The organism is Pseudomonas sp. S2_C03, from assembly GCF_054668405.1.
The window spans coordinates 1,836,012-1,854,809 of record NZ_CP162766.1 but is presented as its reverse complement, the minus strand read 5'-3'; the positions used below and the strand labels follow the sequence as shown (position 1 = coordinate 1,854,809).

Annotated in this window: 14 protein-coding genes; 11 read left to right on the top strand and 3 right to left on the bottom strand. The window is 60.7% G+C overall.

The annotated features are described in order from the left end of the window. Positions 1-398: 398 nt before the first annotated feature. From AB4N64_RS08440 to hisD, 7 genes are all read left to right on the top strand, one after another. Positions 399-1,562: an ABC transporter substrate-binding protein gene (locus AB4N64_RS08440; RefSeq protein ID WP_460124097.1), complete on the top strand. Its 1,164-nt coding sequence runs from the start codon at positions 399-401 to the stop codon at positions 1,560-1,562. A gap of 133 nt (positions 1,563-1,695) precedes the next feature. Then, entirely contained in the window at positions 1,696-2,625 is a 930-nt protein-coding gene (locus AB4N64_RS08435; RefSeq protein WP_460124094.1) for an ABC transporter permease, read from the top strand. A gap of 31 nt (positions 2,626-2,656) precedes the next feature. After that, complete coding sequence (locus tag AB4N64_RS08430; protein WP_460124091.1) at positions 2,657-3,442, top strand: ABC transporter permease; 786 nt, start codon at positions 2,657-2,659, stop codon at positions 3,440-3,442. A gap of 3 nt (positions 3,443-3,445) precedes the next feature. Further along, on the top strand, positions 3,446-4,525 hold the full coding sequence (locus AB4N64_RS08425; protein ID WP_460124088.1) for an ABC transporter ATP-binding protein: 1,080 nt from the start codon (positions 3,446-3,448) through the stop codon (positions 4,523-4,525). Between the two features lie 63 nt (positions 4,526-4,588). Then, entirely contained in the window at positions 4,589-6,178 is a 1,590-nt protein-coding gene (locus AB4N64_RS08420; protein ID WP_460124085.1) for a GMC family oxidoreductase, read from the top strand. Positions 6,179-6,259: 81 nt separating this feature from the next. Beyond that, positions 6,260-7,072, top strand: coding sequence for a helix-turn-helix domain-containing protein (locus AB4N64_RS08415; protein WP_460124082.1), 813 nt, complete (start codon positions 6,260-6,262; stop codon positions 7,070-7,072). A 263-nt stretch (positions 7,073-7,335) separates the two neighbouring features. Further along, the gene (gene hisD, locus AB4N64_RS08410; RefSeq protein WP_460124079.1) at positions 7,336-8,643 is read left to right on the top strand and encodes a histidinol dehydrogenase; all 1,308 of its coding nucleotides are present in this window, start codon (positions 7,336-7,338) and stop codon (positions 8,641-8,643) included. 72 nt (positions 8,644-8,715) lie between these two features. Here the strand turns inward: hisD and AB4N64_RS08405 are convergent, their stop codons facing one another. The 3 genes from AB4N64_RS08405 to AB4N64_RS08395 form a co-directional block, all read right to left on the bottom strand. Then, positions 8,716-9,870, bottom strand: a complete 1,155-nt coding sequence (locus AB4N64_RS08405) for an MFS transporter (RefSeq protein WP_460124076.1) — start codon at positions 9,868-9,870, stop codon at positions 8,716-8,718. 76 nt (positions 9,871-9,946) lie between these two features. Then, a complete protein-coding gene (locus AB4N64_RS08400; RefSeq protein ID WP_460124073.1) occupies positions 9,947-11,332 on the bottom strand; it encodes an amino acid permease in 1,386 nt (461 codons plus the stop codon). 188 nt (positions 11,333-11,520) lie between these two features. Next, on the bottom strand, positions 11,521-12,594 hold the full coding sequence (locus AB4N64_RS08395) for a LacI family DNA-binding transcriptional regulator (protein ID WP_460124070.1): 1,074 nt from the start codon (positions 12,592-12,594) through the stop codon (positions 11,521-11,523). Positions 12,595-13,303: 709 nt separating this feature from the next. On the opposite strand from AB4N64_RS08395, the gene AB4N64_RS08390 reads away from it, so the two are divergent. The 4 genes from AB4N64_RS08390 to AB4N64_RS08375 all read left to right on the top strand — a co-directional run bounded on the left by AB4N64_RS08390 (position 13,304) and on the right by AB4N64_RS08375 (position 18,755). Continuing rightward, a complete protein-coding gene (locus tag AB4N64_RS08390) occupies positions 13,304-13,963 on the top strand; it encodes a ThuA domain-containing protein (protein ID WP_460124067.1) in 660 nt (219 codons plus the stop codon). A gap of 79 nt (positions 13,964-14,042) precedes the next feature. After that, on the top strand, positions 14,043-15,830 hold the full coding sequence (locus AB4N64_RS08385; protein ID WP_460124064.1) for a thiamine pyrophosphate-binding protein: 1,788 nt from the start codon (positions 14,043-14,045) through the stop codon (positions 15,828-15,830). 14 nt (positions 15,831-15,844) lie between these two features. Beyond that, positions 15,845-17,446, top strand: a complete 1,602-nt coding sequence (locus AB4N64_RS08380; RefSeq protein WP_460124061.1) for a GMC oxidoreductase — start codon at positions 15,845-15,847, stop codon at positions 17,444-17,446. 46 nt (positions 17,447-17,492) lie between these two features. Beyond that, the gene (locus AB4N64_RS08375) at positions 17,493-18,755 is read left to right on the top strand and encodes an MFS transporter (RefSeq protein ID WP_460124058.1); all 1,263 of its coding nucleotides are present in this window, start codon (positions 17,493-17,495) and stop codon (positions 18,753-18,755) included. Positions 18,756-18,798 lie beyond the last annotated feature (43 nt).

Genomic DNA, 18,798 nt, shown 5'->3' with positions numbered 1-18,798 from the left:
TGACTGATGGCTCGTACGACCCGCGATCGTTCACACCTGATTGTGCGTCAGACTGCGTCAGATATCCCTTTCATGCGAAATTGATCGCGTCTGTTTGCAGTTCGATACTCGGCTCATGAAAACAATAAGCCGAGCCTGTCAAGCGCTGGGCGCACAGTGTGTTTTTCCTGCGGATCCCGCGGCGCGAAACCCTGTGCAACCCGGCCACCCTGCGACGCCAAGCCACGTGCATGGGTGGGTGGACTATTCAGTCCGTCTTTCCCAGCGCCCGGCTCGCAACATCGCCCCGCTGCGCCTTTCTCCTTCTGCCCAATTCGTACCTGTAACTGCGGCCTTCGCCCCCGTGGCGGTGGCGTGTTTCCGATCGATTTCATCCCCAACACGAGTAGGACATCTGTATGAAGCACGAATCAGATAAGGCCGGACCTTCCAAAACGACGACAACACTTTTTGGTGATGTCACCCTTAATCGCCGCTCGTTCATGCTTGGCTCGGCGGCGGCCGCTGCCGGGCTGTACATCAGTTCGTGGGCACCGAACAGCTTCGCCGCGACGGGCCATCTGGAGATCCTCGGCTGGGAGGGCGAGACCGGCGACGCCGAACTCGCAGCCTGGCGCAAGCAGCGCGACATCACCGTGCGCTCCAGCTACGCCGCCACCCAGGATGACATCACCGCACGACTGGCCGGCAGCAATCCGGTACAGCTCGACCTGACCATGTACGCCCTGGGCTATGAGGCCATCTACCGGGACATGGGCATCCTCTCCCCCATCGACGCCTCGCGGATTTCCAACTACAACGCCAATGACACCCTGCCGCTGTTCTACAAGGGCGCTCAATGGTTCTGGGACGGCAAACAGTGGGGTATTCCGCTGCTCTGGGGTATGAACACCATTGTCTACAACGTCGCCAAAATCGACAAACCCACCCGATACAGCGACCTGCTCAACCCTAAACTCAAGGGCAAGCTGACCTTTGTCGACGACTCGCTTTCCACCTGGAGCCTGATCGCGATCATCGCCGGTTACGGCGACAAATACCCGAACCTGACCCGCGCCGAATTCACCGATGCGTTCGAAAAGCTGCAGCCCTACCGAGACCAGTGCCGAGTGTTTGCCGCCTCGGTGGGCGACGCCGTTTCGCTGCTGGCTTCCGGTGAAGTCGACGCGGTGTTTTCCCTCTCGGCGCAGGGTGTCCTGGAAACGCAGAAGCGTGGGGTGAAAACCGCCCTGTCGGTGCCCGAGGAAGGCGCTGCCATCTGGTGCGATGCGCTGTTCGTGCCACAAACAGCCAAGGATGTGCCGCTGGCGCTGGAATACGTCAACAAGATGCTGGAACCGCAGATACAGGCAGAAATGGCCTGGTCGATGTTTTCAGGCGTCACCAACCAGAAGGCCATCCCGCTGCTCAGGCCCGAGCTCAAAGAGCTGTTCGACTACGACCATCTCGACGCAGTCTTCAAGAAGTCGAAGCTCTATGGCGTACCGCCGTTGAACTCTGAGCAATACGTGACTTACGCAGAGTGGGTGGATCAATGGGCCACCTTCAAAGGCTCCTTTTGAGCCACACCCTTGGCCAGGGCGCACACGCCCTGGCGCAACCCCGACACGGGACGCCGGGAAAAACGATCAATCGAGTAAGCGAAGTCCGCATGCCTGGCAAGCATCCCACTACCTGCTGCAATGGGTCTGTATCATGAACGTCATCAATCAAAGCAAGTTGGCAAGCACGGACGCTTGTGACTCGACACCCTCAGGGAACGCCGACAGAAAACGCTTCACCCCCTTTTACCTGGCCGGGGCGCCGTTCGCCTTCCTGCTGGTCTTTTTCATCATCCCTGCGGTCCTGCTGTTCGTTTCGAGTTTCTGGCTGTCGCGGTCATTCACCATGATCCCCTCTGCCACGCTGGCCAACTACGCCCGTGTGCTGGGGGCCAGCGGCTTCTATGACTCGCTGTGGATCTCCATGCAGAACGGCTTCTGGACCGCCACGCTGTCCACCCTGCTCAGCGCGCCCGTGGCCTGGTACATCGTCTACCGAACACGCTCCAACGCGATCCTCTACCTGGCATTGGTTTCCTGGTTCTCCAGCTACCTGGTGCGGGTCTACGCCTGGCGCACCATCCTTGGCTCGACCGGTGTGATCAACAGTTCGCTCATGCAGTGGGGCGTGATCGACACGCCCATCGACTGGATCGTGTTCAACAAATTCGCGGTGGTCATCACCCTGGTGCACATCATGTTGCCCTTCACCCTGTTGCTGTTGGTGTCGGGCTTGCGTGATGTGAAAAAGGACTATCTGGAAGCCTGCGCCGACCTGGGCGGCAGCGGCTCGGTGGCCATCCGCAAGGTCATCATTCCCATGGCGCACAAAAGCATCGTCAGCTCCTTCATGTTCACTTTCGTGCTCGCCGCTGCGGATTACGTCACGCCACAGTTGCTCGGCGGCCGCGATGCCATGACCACCGGGCTGTTGATCGCCAACCAGTTCCGCACCGTGGGCAACTGGCCGCTGGGTGCGGCCATGGCTTACCTCCTGCTGATGGTCTTCATGCTGGTCTACGCCGCCCTGCTGGTGTTCATGCGTTCGATGAACCTGGCGCCCGGCAAGCGTTATCACGACTGACAAACAGGGCGCTGCCCCCCGGAGAATGAAAATGGCCCGGTTATTTACCTGGTTCTACATGCTGTTCCTGTATGCCCCCATCGGCCTGATCGTGCTGTTCAGCTTTCACTCGACACCGTCGTTGTCACTGCCTTTCGAAGGCGTTTCGCTGCGCTGGTACGAAACCATCTTCAACAGCTATGACTTCAGGACCGCGCTGGGCAACAGCCTGATTGTGGCGGGCGCCTCGGCGCTCTTCACCACCTTGCTCGGGACGTTGTCCGCGCTGGCCCTGATACGCATGAAAGGCAAGGCGAAATCCACGTTCGCCTTCCTCAATTTCGCGCCCATCGCCATGCCGGGGCTGTTCCTGGGTATCGCGCTGGTCATCCTGTTTTCGCTGATCGGGCTGCCGCGTTCTCTGCTCACCATCATCATCGGTCACACCTTGTTTACCCTGCCCTTCTTCGTCGAATCAGTGCGCTCGCGCCTGGAGTATTTCGACCTGTCCTTCGAAGAAGCCGCACGGGATCTCGGCGCTACGCCACTGAAGGCTTTCTGGCTGGTCACCTTGCCCATCATCGGCCCGACCATCGCCGGCGCCGCCATCCTGACCGTGGCGTTGTCGCTGGACGAGTTTCTGATCACGGTCTTCGTCACCGGGACCGATACCACCCTGCCGCTGCTCATCCTCTCGATGATCCGCCGCGCCGTTGACCCAAGCATCAACGCCGCGTCCGTGATCATGCTGGTGATGACCATTGCAATCATCGGGGTCGCTGGATTGGTAATGACGATGCGCCGCCGGCGCATCGAACTCGAACGCACAGGGGAATGAACCATGTCCATCAACAGCATTGAACTGACCGGAATTTCCAAGGCCTACGGCAATCTCACCGCGCTTGGAAAGCTCGACCTCAACGTGCGCAAAAATGAAATCCTGACCTTGCTCGGCCCAAGCGGCTGCGGCAAGACCACGCTGATGCGCATCATCGCCGGCTTTGAAACGCCGACCACCGGCAAGGTGCTGATCGACGGCAAGGACGCCACCCGGCTGCCCCCGGAACAACGGCCGGTGAACATGGTGTTCCAGAAATACGCGCTGTTCCCGCACCTGGACGTGTTCGACAACGTCGCCTTCGGCCTGCGCCTCAAGCGCACGCCCAAAGATGAGATCAAGCGTGAAGTGTCCCGGGTACTGGAGCTGGTGCAATTGAGCACCTTCAAGAACCGTTGGATCTCCGAACTCAGCGGCGGCCAGGCGCAGCGGGTCGCGCTGGCGCGGGCGCTGGTCAATCGCCCTGCCGTATTGCTGCTGGACGAACCGCTGGCCGCGCTCGACCTGAAGATCCGTCACCACATGCTCAACGAGATCAAGCGCATCCACGAAGAGTCCTCCACCACTTTTGTCTACGTCACCCACGACCAGGACGAGGCCATGATCCTTTCCGATCGTGTGGTGCTGCTGAACAAGGGTGGCATCGAGCAGATCGGCGATCCGGAGGAAATGTACTGGGCACCCAAGACGCTGTTCGCCGCACGGTTTTTCGGCGATACCAATATCGTCGACGGTGTTTACGAACACGAAGGCTCAGGCCCCGGCAAGGTGAAACTGCCGTTCGGCCAATACGCCCACCTGCCCAAGGTCGCGTTGAACAGTGGCCCGGTGAATGTCTCGATCCGGCCGGAAACCATCGTCCTGTCGCCTTCGTCGGGCGCAACGCTGGACGGCGCTTTCGCCGGCACGGTCAAGGACACGTCCTTCATCGGCAATCGGGTGATCTACCGCGTCGCCGTGGGCGGCAGCGACCTGGAACTCAAATGCCAGCAACTGCCGACACCCGGCAGCCACACCATGGCCCCAGGTACACCGGTGACGCTGACGTGCCGGCCTGACAGTTTTGTGGTGGTGGCCGCCTGAAGGTTCTTCGAGGCGCATCCTGCGCCTCAAAGACCGCCTGTGTGCCGTGAGGAGGATCATGCGTTGGTGAACTACATAGTGGTGGGTGGCGGCTCGGCGGGTTGCGTGGTTGCGGCCCGGCTGAGCGAGAACCCTGATGCTTCGGTGGTGTTGCTGGAGGAAGGTCCCAGTGACTGGAATCCCTACATCCATTTGCCGGTGGGGTTTTACAAGACGAGCCAGGGCGCGCTGGTGGAACACTATCCCTGGCAACCGCCGCCGGACTACATCGGCCCCGCCAATCCGGGCATGGTTCAGGCGCGGGTGCTGGGCGGCGGCGCGACGGTGAACGCGATGGTGTACCTGCGCGGGCAGCCTGCCGATTATGATCAGTGGAGCCGGTCGGGCGCTGCCGGCTGGTCGTACCAGGACGTGTTGCCGTTCTTTCTGAAACATGAGGCCAACGATCGCTTCAACAACGCTTGTCACAACGTGGCAGGGCCAGTGGGGGTGAGTGACCAACGCTACACCCATCCACTGGCGCGCTTCTGGGTGCAAGCCTGTCAGGAGGCGGGCATGGCCTTCAATCCGGACTTCAATGGCGGCATTCAGGACGGGTGCGGCTTCTATCAGATCAACGCCCGTAACGGTCGTCGCTCCAGCACCTCCGTTGCCTATCTCAAGCCCGCCAGGGTGCGGGCGAACCTTGAGGTGATTACCCAGGCCCGGGTGTTGCAGATCATCATCAGCCAAGGTCGCGCGGTGGGTGTGAAATACCAGCGTCGCGGCCAGGTGCAGCACCTGATGGCCGACAGCGAAGTGATCGTATGCGCGGGTGCCATCAACTCCCCCAGGTTGTTGATGCTGTCCGGTATTGGCGCAGCGGATGCGCTCGCCGGGCACGGCCTCAAGGTGCATTGCGACCTCCCAGGTGTGGGCCAGAACCTGCAGGATCACGTTGAGGTGTCGCTGATCAGCGAACTGAATACCGCCCTGAGCTACGACAAATACAAAAAGCTGCACCACAAGCTCTACGCAGGCTTGCAATACCTGCTGTTCAGGAACGGGCCGGCCAGCTCCAACATCGTCGAAGGCGGTGCGTTCTGGCGCACGTCCCTTGCCGAAGGACGGGCGGATGCGCAGTACTGCTTCATGGCCGGAGCAGGCGTCGAAGCGGGGGTCGATTCGGTGCCGGGTGGAAACGGCTGCACCCTGAACGTCTGCCAGACCAGACCGCGTTCCGTCGGCAGCGTATCACTGCGCAGCGCAGATCCCGGGGCAAAACCGCTCATCCGCCCCAACTACCTGCAAGACCCGTACGACGTGGACTGCATGGCCGAGGCCGTGGAATATGGCCGCCACATCATGGCGCAGGGCGCAATCGCCCGGCATATACGCCGCGAGTTCGTCCCTGCGAAGGCGTTGCGCTCGCGAGACGACTACCGCATCTTCGTCCGCCAAACCGCCCACGGCGCGCTTCACCCGGTGGGCACGTGCCGGATGGGCGAGGATGACAATGCCGTGGTCGACAAGCACCTGCGCGTGCGGGGTATCGACGGCTTGCGAGTGATCGATAACTCGATTGCCCCCAACCTCTGCTCCAGCAATACCAACGCGATGGCTATCATGATCGGTGAAAAAGGCGCCTATCATGTCCTTCATGCCAGCGCTTGATGCCCGCAGGACCGCGCCTTGCCGGGTTGGGGTGAATGCCCCTAGACTGCCCCACTGCTCGCAAACGACTGAATAGATGCCATGCAAAACCAAGAGAATTTCCAAGAAAACCTGAAAATGTTATGCGAGCAGGTTGGCACGGTTTCGGAGATGTGCCGCCGTGTCGGCATCAATCGCCAACAGTTCAACAAGTACCTGGCCGGCACTCACCAGCCCTCGAAATCGAACCTGCGGGCCATTGCAGGCTTCTTCGGGCTGAGCATCGATATTCTCTACACCCACCCCAACGACTTCCGCTCGATGATCGAGGGTGGCCACTTCCACCTGTTCCGCAACCTGGTCCAGTCACCCAAGATGTTGCTGTTCATCAACGAATTGTTGATGGAGAACGACGCCGATATCGGCGACCTGACGGGCGTCTATGAGCGTTATCACTACTCCTCCATCTACAAGGGCAAGATCGTCAGGTCAGTGTTCTGCATCTACGAGAAGAACGGAATACTGATGCACTATTACCTGGAGCGCTTTCCCAACCAGGACGGCAGCGGCAAGATCGACTACCACTTCAAGTACCACGGTTTGAGCTTCCTGATCTCCAATCGCATTTTTTGCGTCGACTTCGAAACGATCCAGCGCAATGAGATCACCTTCACCAACCTGGCGGCGGTCAGCCGTAACGCCAAGAAATACGTGTTTGGCGTGTCCAGCGGGATCGCCGCGACCATGGTTCGCCAGCCAGTGGCGGCAAAAGTCGCGATGAACTTCGTGGGCAAGGGGTTCATCAAGAAAGCGCATATCAAGCGGGCCACCGTGTTGTCTCCGGACGATCCGACCATCCCCAAGGAAGTGGTGGACTACCTGGGTTCCGGGACGGCCTCGATCGACCCGGTCTGATCAACTTAGATGTCCAACACGTCAGTAGCGGCCCGCAAGGCCGCTTTTTGCGTCAGCGATAAATTCACTCTGCGTCACTTTGCGTCAACTGTCGCTCGGGTGAGAAATTGTTCACCCACCCTCCCCGCTGTATTTTTTTCGAAGCAGCGGAAATCGTAGCGCTCACAACTTATTGCTCACCACGCACATTTGCATGATTGCGTGCGCCGGCTCGTGCTGCCCAAAAACCGAATAAATTGTTTGCGCCCGATCGAGGTGATGTCATGGCTCAATGGATAAAAAAAGCGAAACCTGCCGCACAGCAGGTAGAACGCAACGAACAGGTCAAAAGCGATGTTTCCCGCATCCTGCTGGATATCGAAAAGCGCGGCGACGCCGCAGTACGTGAACTCTCCGTAAAGTTCGACGGCTGGGATCGCGCGGACTATCGCCTCAGCGACGCGGAAATCAAAGAGTGCGTGGCCAGGCTGACCGAGCGTGAATACAACGACATTCTCTTCGCCCAGGCGCAGGTGCGTCGCTTTGCAGACGCCCAACGCCAATCCCTGCTGGATGTTGAAATCGAAAGCATTCCGGGCGTGATTCTCGGTCACCGGCACATTCCGGTGAATGCCGCCGGATGCTATGTACCAGGCGGCAAATACCCGCTGCTGGCCTCCGCGCACATGTCGATCGTCACCGCCAAATCGGCCGGTGTGAAGAACATCACCACCGCTGCGCCGCCTTTCCAGGGCAAACCTGCGCCCTACATAGTCGCGGCCCAGGCCCTGGGCGGTGCGGATGCGATCTACAGCCTGGGCGGCATCCAGGCCGTGGCCGCGATGGCAATCGGTACCGAGTCGATCAACCCCGTGGACATCATCGTCGGGCCGGGCAACGCTTATGTGGCCGAAGCCAAACGCCAGCTGTTTGGCCGCGTCGGCATTGACCTCTTCGCCGGCCCGACCGAGACCCTGCTGATCACCGACGACTCGGTGGATGGCGAATTGTGTGCCACTGACCTGTTGGGCCAGGCCGAACATGGCGTGGACTCTCCGGCCGTCATGCTGACCACGTCGCGCGAACTGGCACTGGAAACCCTCAAGGAAATCGAGCGGCTCCTGGTCAAGCTGCCCACCCAGAAAATCGCCCGCGAAGCCTGGGAAAACTTCGGTGAGATCATCCTCTGTGAAGACTACGAAGAGATGGTCAGGTATTCGGACGAGTACGCCTCCGAGCACGTGCAGATCATGACCCATGACGACGATTACTTCATGAAGCGCCTGACCAATTTTGGCGCCCTGTTCGTGGGGGCACGCACCAACGTTTCCTATGGCGACAAGGTCATCGGCACCAACCACACCCTGCCGACCAACAAGGCGGCGCGTTATACCGGCGGCCTGTGGGTCGGCAAGTACATCAAGACCTGCACCTACCAGCGCATCCTCACCGATGAAGCGTCCTCCCAGATCGGCGAATACTGTTCGCGACTGTGCCTGATGGAAGGGTTCGTGGGCCACGCGGAACAAGCCAACATCCGTGTTCGCCGCTATGGCAAAAAGGAAGTCGGTTTTGGTGAGCCGGCGCTCTGACGGCGGATCAGCACAAAAAAACCAGCACCGTAAAGGTGCTGGTTTTTTTATGGCTGGCAAACGCCCGACCTGCTAACCCCGGCGCACGACGGTCGCCGAGGTGAGCGCCACGAAAACCAGCAGGCCAGCGGTTATCAGCAACGCGAAGCTCAATGACGAAAGATGAGCGATGAACCCGATGGCCGCCGGACCCATGAGGATGCCCAGGTAGCCGATCGCGTTGACCGTCGACAGGGCCTGCGACACCGGCATCACCTGCTGCCGCCCGACCGCCGAGCAGTAGACGGGCACCATATTGGCGATGCCCGATCCCACCAGCACGAATCCGGCCAGGGTCAACCACTGGCTGTCGACCAGCACCGAAATGAGCATGCCGAACATCGCCACGGCACTGCCACCGACCAGCACCGTGCGCTCGCCCAGTCGTGGTACCAGCCAGTCACCGCCGAGCCTGCCGACGGCCATGGTCACGGAGAACAGCGCATAGCCGATGCCAGCCTGGCTGATGTCCATGCCTCGCACGGTGGTCAGAAAGACCGCGCTCCAGTCGAGCATCGAGCCTTCGACCAGGAACGCGATCAGGCACAGGATACCCACCAGGCAGACGTACCGGGTTGGCCGCGTGAACATCGGTGCCCCGGCACCCTCGCCATAAGCAAGCATGTGTCGACCGAATGCGACCAGCAGCGCCGCGACCACGCTTCCCAGCACGGCAACCGCCGACAACGGCGATAGACCAATGCCGAGCAAGACCGAAACCAGCAACGCACTGAAGATGTTACCGACGCTGAACAGTCCATGAAACCCGGACATCATCGTACGCCCCAGACCACGCTCCACCATCGAGCCCTGCAGGTTCATGGTGACGTCGGCCGTGCCCATGCAGGCGCCGAAGCACAGCAGGAACACCACCAGCCAATGGAACTGCGAGGCAACCGACAGCGCCAGCAGGCACAGGATCGCCGCACCCACCGCCGTCGTCATGGTTGCCCGGCATCCGACCTTGCTCACCAGCCTGGCCACGAACGGCATCATGCACATCGAGCCACTGCCCAGGCAGAGCAGCAACAGCCCCAGCTCGCCATCGCCGATCCCGGCGCGCTCGCGGGCAAAAGGCACCAGCGGCGCCCATGCCCCCATGGCGACGCCTGACAGGAAGAAGGCAATCCGACAGGCCAGCAGATTGTTACGTGAGATCACGAAAAGGGAGTGGGTCAAATCGTTCATTGCTGATCAGCCATAAAAAAAGCCCATCCGGGGATGGGCAAGGGTTGGTGAGCCGGGCTCGACGGGAACGTGAGACTCAGGCCTTGTCGCGCTTTTGCAGCACCACACCGATGACAATGAGCGTCAGGGTGAGCACCGAGGACACGAGCAACTCGGTCTGGTGGCCGGGTACCACCGCCATCAACACCAGGAAGGCCACGATCGCCGCGATGGTCAGATACGACAGCGCCGGGAACAGCGGGAACGTCACCAGCAGCGAGCGTCCCTGTGCGATGGCGCGCTTGCGCAGAATGACCTGGCTGATCGCAATCACCAGGTACATCACCAGGGCGATGGTGCCGATAGTGGCGATCAGCGGAACGAGCACCGTCTGCGGCAAGGTGTAGTTGGCCACCAGCAGCACCAGAGCCCCGGCGCTGGCATAAAAGATCGACACTTTAGGCACACCGTTGGACGTGGTCTGGGCCCACGCACGCGGCGCGTCACGCCGAACGGCGAGTGAATAGCCCATGCGCGAGGCGGTGAAGATCGCCGAATTCAAGGTGCTGGCGACGCCGACCAGGATGACCGCCTGAATGATGGTCGCGGCCCCGGGTATGCCCATGGTTTCCAGTGCCGACTGGAACGAACCGGCCTGCAGCGCCGGAGCGTTCCACGCCACCAGGCTGACGATCACCAGGATCGAGCCGAAATAGAAAATCAGCATGCGCCAGACGACCGAGCGGATGGCACGACGGATATTGGCGCGTGGGTCCTCGGATTCGGCGGCGGCAATGGTGACGATTTCCATGCCGGTAAAACTGAACAGCGCGAGCACCAACGCCGAGGCAATGCCCGCGAGGCCGGTGGGTGCGAAGCCCCCGTCCTGCCAGAGATGGCCGAACCCTGTGGCCGAACTGCTCGGCAACAGGCCTGCAATCGCGCAGGCACCGAGCGCAATGAAGGCCAGGATGGTCACGACCTTGATCAGCGAAAACCAGTATTCCAGCGTGCCGAAGTTCTTCACGCTCATGATGTTGGTGAGGGTCAGCCCAACGATCAGGATCACCCCGATCGCCATGGAAGGCACCCCGACCCAGGCGCCGAGGATATCGGCGGCGACGATGGCCTCCAGTGGAATCACCAACACGTAGAACCACCAGTACAACCAGCCGATGGCAAATCCCGCCCAACGTCCCATTGCCTGTTGCGCGTAGGTCGAAAACGAGCCGGTGTCCGGGTTGGCCGTGGCCAGTTCGGCCAACATGCCCATGACGAGCACCACGAGTATCGCGGCGATGCCGAAGGACACCAGCACGGCAGGACCGGCGGCGCTGATCGCGCTCGCCGAGCCCACGAAGAAGCCCGCGCCGATCACGCCACCAATCGAAATCATGGTGATCTGGCGACTGCTCAGTCCTTTGGAAAGCGAGCCATGGGAAGCCACCGTCCGCTCGGACGGCAAATCCAGTTGATAGTCCACAGTGATGCCCCAATCAGGCACTGACCGCCGCATGGCGTGGCACGGACGGCAGTGAATTACACGAGAATTGTTGTTTTGACCGCTGTGTAGCCAGGGTCAGATTAGGGCGTGCCATGGACGGGGCTCAATTTCTCACCGCCTGAATAAGTGACGCAGCTTGACGCATCCGCCGCTCTGACGTTGCGCGATCAAGACGCAGGAGGCGCCGTCGACCCCCGCACCACCAGGCTGGTGTCGAAGATTTTCACCCGCGGCGCGAGCGGCTCACCGGCTTCAAGCTCTTCGAGCAGGATGCGCGCCGCCCACTCCCCCTTGCCGATCAGCGACTGGCGAATGGTGGTGAGATCGCGAAGACCGGCTTCAGGGATGTCGTCAAAGCCGATCACCGACAATTGCTCGGGCACCTGGACGCCCTGGGCAGCGGCGCGCGTCAGGGTGGCCAGCGCCATCACGTCCGAGCTGGCCACGATGGCCGTGATGCCGGTATCGCGTAGCAGAGTCGCCGCCGCTTCCTGACCAAGCGTGTTGGTGAACCCGCCCGCCTCGACGATCACCAGGTCGTCGTAGCCAATGCCATGGCGCTGCGCAGCATCCACATACGCGGCGAGCCGTTCCCTCACGATCATTTCCGTGGAAGCCTTGAAGCGTGCCTTGCTGACCAGGCCTTTCTTGCCATCGGGAAGCAGACGCTCGACGAGCACGCCAATCCTGCGATGCCCCAGCCCGATGATGTGCTCCATCTGGTCGATGGAAGCCTGGCGGTCGTCGATCCCCACGTAGTGCACCCCTTCCAGGCGCGGGGAGTCGATCACCACCGCCGGAATGGCGCGCCTGGCGATGTACTGCACGATGGGGTGATCGTCCGGCAGGGTCGAAATGATCAGGCCATCCACCAGGCCGCGCACGGCCAGGTTGTCGTCCCCTGCGCCCTCGCCTTCGAGTTTCTTGCTGCGCAAGGGAAACAGGGTCAGCGCCACGTTGGAGAGCTCATTGACCTGGGCAATGCCCTTGAGCAGGGAAAGGGCCCAGGGGTCATCGAACGCGTAGGACAACTGATCCATGACCGCCAGGCCGATGGCACCGACGCGCCCGGAGCGCAGGCTGCGGCCGCGAACGTTCGGGCCCGGATAACCCAACGATGCCGCCACCGCCAGAATGTGTTCGCGCTGGGTGGCAGACACCTTGCTGGAGCCACTGTAGGCATAGGAAACCGCCGGCTGGGAAACGCCGGCGGCCTTGGCCACGTCCTTCATCGAAACCATTTGAACCTTGTCCTTTTCTCTGTCACGGCAATGCGCGAGCGAGGTCGGCAAACCGAAAGTGGCGCCCAGCATACCGGCTCGATCCGGGCAAAGATAACCCTTGTCAGGGCTCTTTGGACGGCTGTCGGGGTGAGCGGGCAAAGGCCCCTTCCTCGCGGCCCATCACAGCCTTCTCGAGCGGGTTGCAACCTCGGGAAATTTCGACCGATGGCAATGCCCTTTGTCGCAACAGGGTATTGACAAGCCAAAATCGCGTGTTAATTTGTGCTCAAGGTTATACGTATAACCGAGCAAAATCACCTAACAAAAAAATGAGGCCCGCTTATGTCAGGCGCCCAAATACCGAATCCGGTCCAACGGCCGATTCATCCACTGCAACGCCGCGAATCCGTGATTGAACGGCACGCGTTTTTGCACACCTTTGCTTTCACTGTCCTACACAAATTCACATTGCAAACGTATTGAGCGTTCTTCGTTAAGAGCACTCTGCTGCGTGCAATGAGATGAATAACAGGCGCGGTTCCGACACTTCGGAACAGCTTGTATCGATAACGTTTTATCAATAACGCATTTCATGCGGCGGCCTCTTGCAGCCGCGAAAAAGTTCTCGCGGGAACTGTGTGATGCCGTTGAAAGATGGACAAGCCAAACGTCGAAGTTGCTTCGACCGATGCTTGTCGCCTGAAAAAAACAGAGTGGAGAGATAACCGTGACCCGTGTTCTTTATTTGTACGGCGGCTGGCCAGGCCACTACCCCTACGAAATCGCCGGTTGGGCGCGCGAACTGTTCAAGGAGCTGGATTTCGACGTCGAAGAGTCGACCGATATCTTCACCCTGGACCGCGACCTGAAGTCCTACGACTTAATCGTCATCGGCTGGAACAACGCCGTTACGACCGAAACGCTGACGGCGACCCAGGAAAAACACTTGTCCGAAGCCATCGAAAGCGGCGTCGGACTGGTCGGCTGGCATGGCGCCGGGGCGGCCTTCCGCGCCAGCCTCAAATACCACTTCATTCTCGGCGGCTCGTTCCTGGAGCACCCCGCAGGCGAAGGGTATCCGCACCCCTACAGGGTCAACTTCCTCGACCGCCAACATGAAGTGACTCAGGGTGTGGAAGATTTCGAAGTGCGCTCCGAGCAGTACTACATGCAGGTCGACCCGAACATTCATGTGCTGGCCGAGACCACATTCGACGGCAATCCGATGCCGTGGCTCAAGGGTCATCGCAGCCCAGTGGCCTGGGTGCGCAACTGGGGCGAAGGACGGGTGTTCTATCACTCCATCGGCCACGACACCAGCAACCTCGCCGACCCCAACATCCGTCGCCTGACCAAGCAAGGCCTGCGTTGGGCTGCGCGCAAGTGAATACCTGACCGGTAGCTCCAGGCGCCCCGGCCCCTGAAGTCATTCCAGAAAAACCCCCTCCAAGCAGGAGCGAAACAAAATGGCAAAACTTACAGGCAGCCAGGTGGTTGCCCAAACCCTGAAAAACTACGGCGTGGAGTACGTCGCCGGGATTCCCGGCCACGGCATCTGGACCTTGATGGACGCCTTCATGGAAGAGGAGTCCAAGCTCAAGTTCATTCAGGTCTTCCATGAACAGAGCGCCGTGCACCTGGCTGACGGTTATTACCGTGTCGCCGGCAAACCCATGGTTGCCGTGACGTCCATTGGCGCTGGCGCCAGCAACACGGTGATCGGCATGGCCACCGCCTACACCGACTCCACCAGTTGCATGCTGATTACCGGCGGCCCGCCCACCCACATGCGTGGCCATGGCCTGCTGCAGGAGCTGGAGCGCTACACCGACAACGACTTCCCGAAGATCGCCGAAGCCGTGTCCAAGCGTCACTGGGTCGCCACTCGTACCGAGGAAATGCCGTTCATTATGCACCGCGCCTTCAGCTCGATGCTGACCGGTCGCCCGGGCCCCGTGCACATTGAAATCCCGATGGACGTCCAGGCCGAAGCGGGTGAAGTCACGCTGCACGACCTTCAAGAGCGCATTCCGGTGGGCAAGGTCTACCCAGACCCCGAGGCCATCAAGCGCGCCGCCCAAGTGTTGCGCGAAGCCAGGCGTCCGATGATTGTCATCGGCGGTGGCGTGATCACAGCCGAGGCTTCGGCAGAAGTCGTCGCCCTGGCCGAGCATTGGAAAATCCCGGTGGTCACCACCTGGAACGGCAAGAGCGGCTTCCCGGAAGATCACGCCCTGTTCGCCGGCAGCGTCGGCCAGACCGGCACCCTGTGCGGTAACCAGATGGCCTCCAGTGCCGACGTTATCCTGGCTGTCGGTTGCCGGTTCACTGACTGGTCGTCATCGAGCTATGCCCAAGGCGTGACCTTTTCCATTCCACCGGGACGACTGATCCATATCGATATCGATCCGCACGAGATCGGCAAGAACTACCCGGTGGCCGTGGGCATCGTGTCGGATGCGAAATACGCCCTCGCCCATCTCGTCGAGGCTTTGAAGAGCGACTCCGTCGATCGCAGCGATTATCTGGCGGACTTGAAGCGCAATCAGGATCTGTGGGAAGCCAAATTGGCCACCCGTCGTGATTCCGACCGTTTTCCATTCACCTCACAACGGCCGCTGGGTGCGCTGCGCAAGATCTTCCCGCGCGACACCATTGTGGTGGTCGGCTCGGGCAACGCCCAGGGTGCGGTCAAGCAGACGTTCCCGGTGTACACCCCACGCACGCACCTGACCTCCGGCGGCTTCTCGTCCATGGGCTGGGCCGTGCCTGCAGCCATCGGCGCCAAGCTGGCGGCTCCGAACCAGCCGGTGGTGTGCATCCTGGGCGATGGCGACTTCCTCATGAACCCACAGGAAATCGCGGTCTGCGTGACCAACAATATCCCAGTGGTCTTCCTGATCCAGAACAACGCCGGCTATATGTCGATCCGTGGCGGCCAGCGCAAGCAGACCAGTCGTCATCTGGGCAGCGAGTTCAACCTGCCGAACGGCGAACCCTATTCGCCGGACTACGCGGCGCTCGGCAAGGCGTTCGGCATGCTGTCGTTCTGCGTGAAGAGCAACGAGGAGCTGGAGCCGATCCTGCAACAGGCTCTGGACGCCAATGCCCCTGTGCTGATCGAAGTGCCGACCGACCGCGACGCGGCCGGCCCGTGGGTGCCGGGCTGGTGGGACTTCCCGGTACCGGAGTACATCACTGACGAACGTCAGGACGAGTACTGGGAACTGCGCAAAAAAGAACAGCATCTGTAAACCACGATGAAGGCATGCACGAAGTGAGTACTTCAAACATCACTCTTTCAGCGCAAGCCACGTCCGAGGGAGCGCCGGTTCGCCGGCGCTCCACCGAGACCGCCACGCCTGATGAAAACGGGAACCTGACCTGCGACGTGCTGATCATCGGATCAGGCATGGGCGGTTCAACCTTCGCCCACGCGCTCGTCGACAAGGGACTGGATGTACTGATCGTCGAGCGCGGTGATTTCCTGCCGCGCGAGACCGAGAACTGGAGCGCCGAGGCCGTTTTTGGCCAGGGGCGCTATCGCAATGCCGAACAATGGCTGGACCACCACAACAAGCCGTTCTCCCCCGGCGTGTTTTATTACGTCGGTGGCAACACCAAATTCTACGGCGCCATGTTGCCCCGTTTCCGGGAGGTCGACTTTGCTGCGGTTCATCATGCCGAGGGCATCGCGCCAGCCTGGCCAATCACCTATGCCGACCTGGAGCCGTTCTATTGCCAGGCCGAGGCGTTGTACAAGGTGCATGGCAACGCGGGGCAAGATCCCACCGACCCATGGCGCTCCAAGCCATATCCGTGGCCGGGATTGAAACATGACCCCGCCCTGTTGCCCCTCGAAGCCGCGATGCGACACGCCGGGCTGTCACCTTTCGTAATGCCTGCGGCGGTGGATTACGGCACTGATCGGGCCTGCGTGCTGTGCTCCACGTGCGACGGCTACCCCTGCCTGCTCGAAGCCAAAGCCGACGCAGAAATATCGGCGCTGCGCCCGGCCCTGCAAAAAGGCGCGCGGCTGTTGGTTGGCACGAAGATTGATGCGTTATCGACCTCTGACGACGGAAAACGCGTCACCGAGGCCTGCGGTACAAAGGACGGCAAACCGGTGCGGATTGTCGCCAGGCGCGTTGCGCTGGCCTGCGGCGCCGTCAACAGTGCCGCCCTGCTCCTGCGCTCACGCAACGCGCAGCACCCCAACGGGCTGGGCAACCGCTCCGATCAATTGGGAAGAAACTATATGGTGCATAACAGTACCTTCATGATTGCCGTCGACCCTCGACGCAGCAACGACGTGAAGTTTCAGAAAACCCTGGCGATCAACGACTGGTACACCGCCGGTCGCAGCAATACCTTCCCGCTGGGAAATGTGCAGATGCTGGGCAAGATCCGCGAACCCATGATCAGCCCGATGCGCCCATGGATTCCAAAAATGCTTTCGCGCTATATCACCGCGCACAGCGTCGACCTGTACCTGACGTCCGAAGACATTCCCACCCCTGACAATCGCATCGAATACGACGCCGAACGCGATGCCATCAAGGTTCACTGGACCCCCAACAACCTCAGCGCCCACGCACAACTGGTCGAGCGTACGAGCGAGATGATGAAGAAAGCCGGGTACCCGTTTGTCCTCACCGAGCGCATGGGCATTGGCACCAACTCGCACCAATGCGGCACCGCCGTGATGGGCAATGACCCGGCCAACAGCGTGGTGGATGCGAACTGCAAGATGCATGACCTGGACAATGTCTGGATCGTCGACAGCGCTTCGTTCCCCTCCTCGGCGGCCGTCAACCCGGCGCTGACCATTGCCGCGAATGCGCTGCGCGTCGCCGCCAACTTCCACTGATACGGCATCCCTGCGGGGATACTTCGCTGACAGGATTTGTTAAAACATGAACAAAATCGACAACAGCCTCGTCACACCACGAATTCGCAGGGCCAGGATTGCAACCTTCGCAGGCTTCATGATGATCGGAGCCATGCTGTATATCTGGTCCACGGGTGTTTCCGCTTTTCGTCATCACATGGGCCTGAACGGCGACCTGGGCGATGCCAGTTTCGGCATGATCGCCTTCGGCATCGGCGTGGGCAGCGCCGCCGGGTCTTTCCTGGTGGGCCTTTTCCTCGACCGATTCGGCGCCAAGCGAGTGATCCTGGCAACCGCGATTGCCTATCCCCTTTCGATCATTCCACTGGGCTTCACCACCGACTTCAATTTCGCGCTGTTCTTCGGCGTGCTTCTGGGGTTGTTGCGCGGGGCCACCGATACCGCGTTCAACACTCATGGGGTGCAGGTAGAGCGCTTCTATCAGCGCTCGATCATGACGTCGTTCCACGCGGCCTACGCACTGGGCGGCTTCCTGCTGGGCATGGTCGGCAGCCTGTTTGCGGCCCGATTCACCGAGAGCGCTGCCGTACCCTTTGCGATCCTGGGTGGACTCACGATTCTCGGGGGTGCCGCTGTGGGTTATTTCATGCTGGACAAACATGAAGTGGTCCCGCATGTCGAGACCCTGACGGCTGCAAGCGCCGGCGTGACCAAGCGTTCGTCGAACGCCGTTATTTTGCTGATGATCGGGTTTGGCGTGCTGTTGCTGGGCAGCATGGTCGGCGAAGGGACGGTGGCTGATTGGGGCCAGGAATATGGGCGGCGCGTGCTCGGCGCGACAGCGTCAAGTGCTGGTATCGCCGTCTCGGTGTTCACCGGCGCTGAGTTTCTCGCGCGTCTGTTCGGTGATCGGTTCGCGGCCTGGGTCGGCCCTGCTCGAATGGTATTGATCAGCTCGGTGGTGGCGATTTGCGGACTGCTGGTAACCGTCGTGTTCCATACCCATCTGGCGGGTTTGGTCGGTTTCGCCCTGTTCGGTCTTGGTCTTGCCTGCATCGCGCCGCTCATGCTGTCGAGCGCCGGTCGCAAGGACCCGGCCAACGCCGGCCGAAATATCGGTATCGTCAACTGCATTGGCTACTCCGGCATGCTCCTGGGCCCGGCGGCCATCGCCTATGTCGTGAGTACATTCGGTATCGACAAGCTGCTTTATTTCCCGTTGCTGCTGATGATCCCACTGGCCCTGTTCGGCCCTGCACTGATGCGCCAGACACGCACGCCACAATCGGCTGCGGTCACGTCAACCCATTTGCAGAAATGCCTGTAGGCCGGGCGCCGGCCTTGTCGTTTCCCTGACCACACCAAAAGAG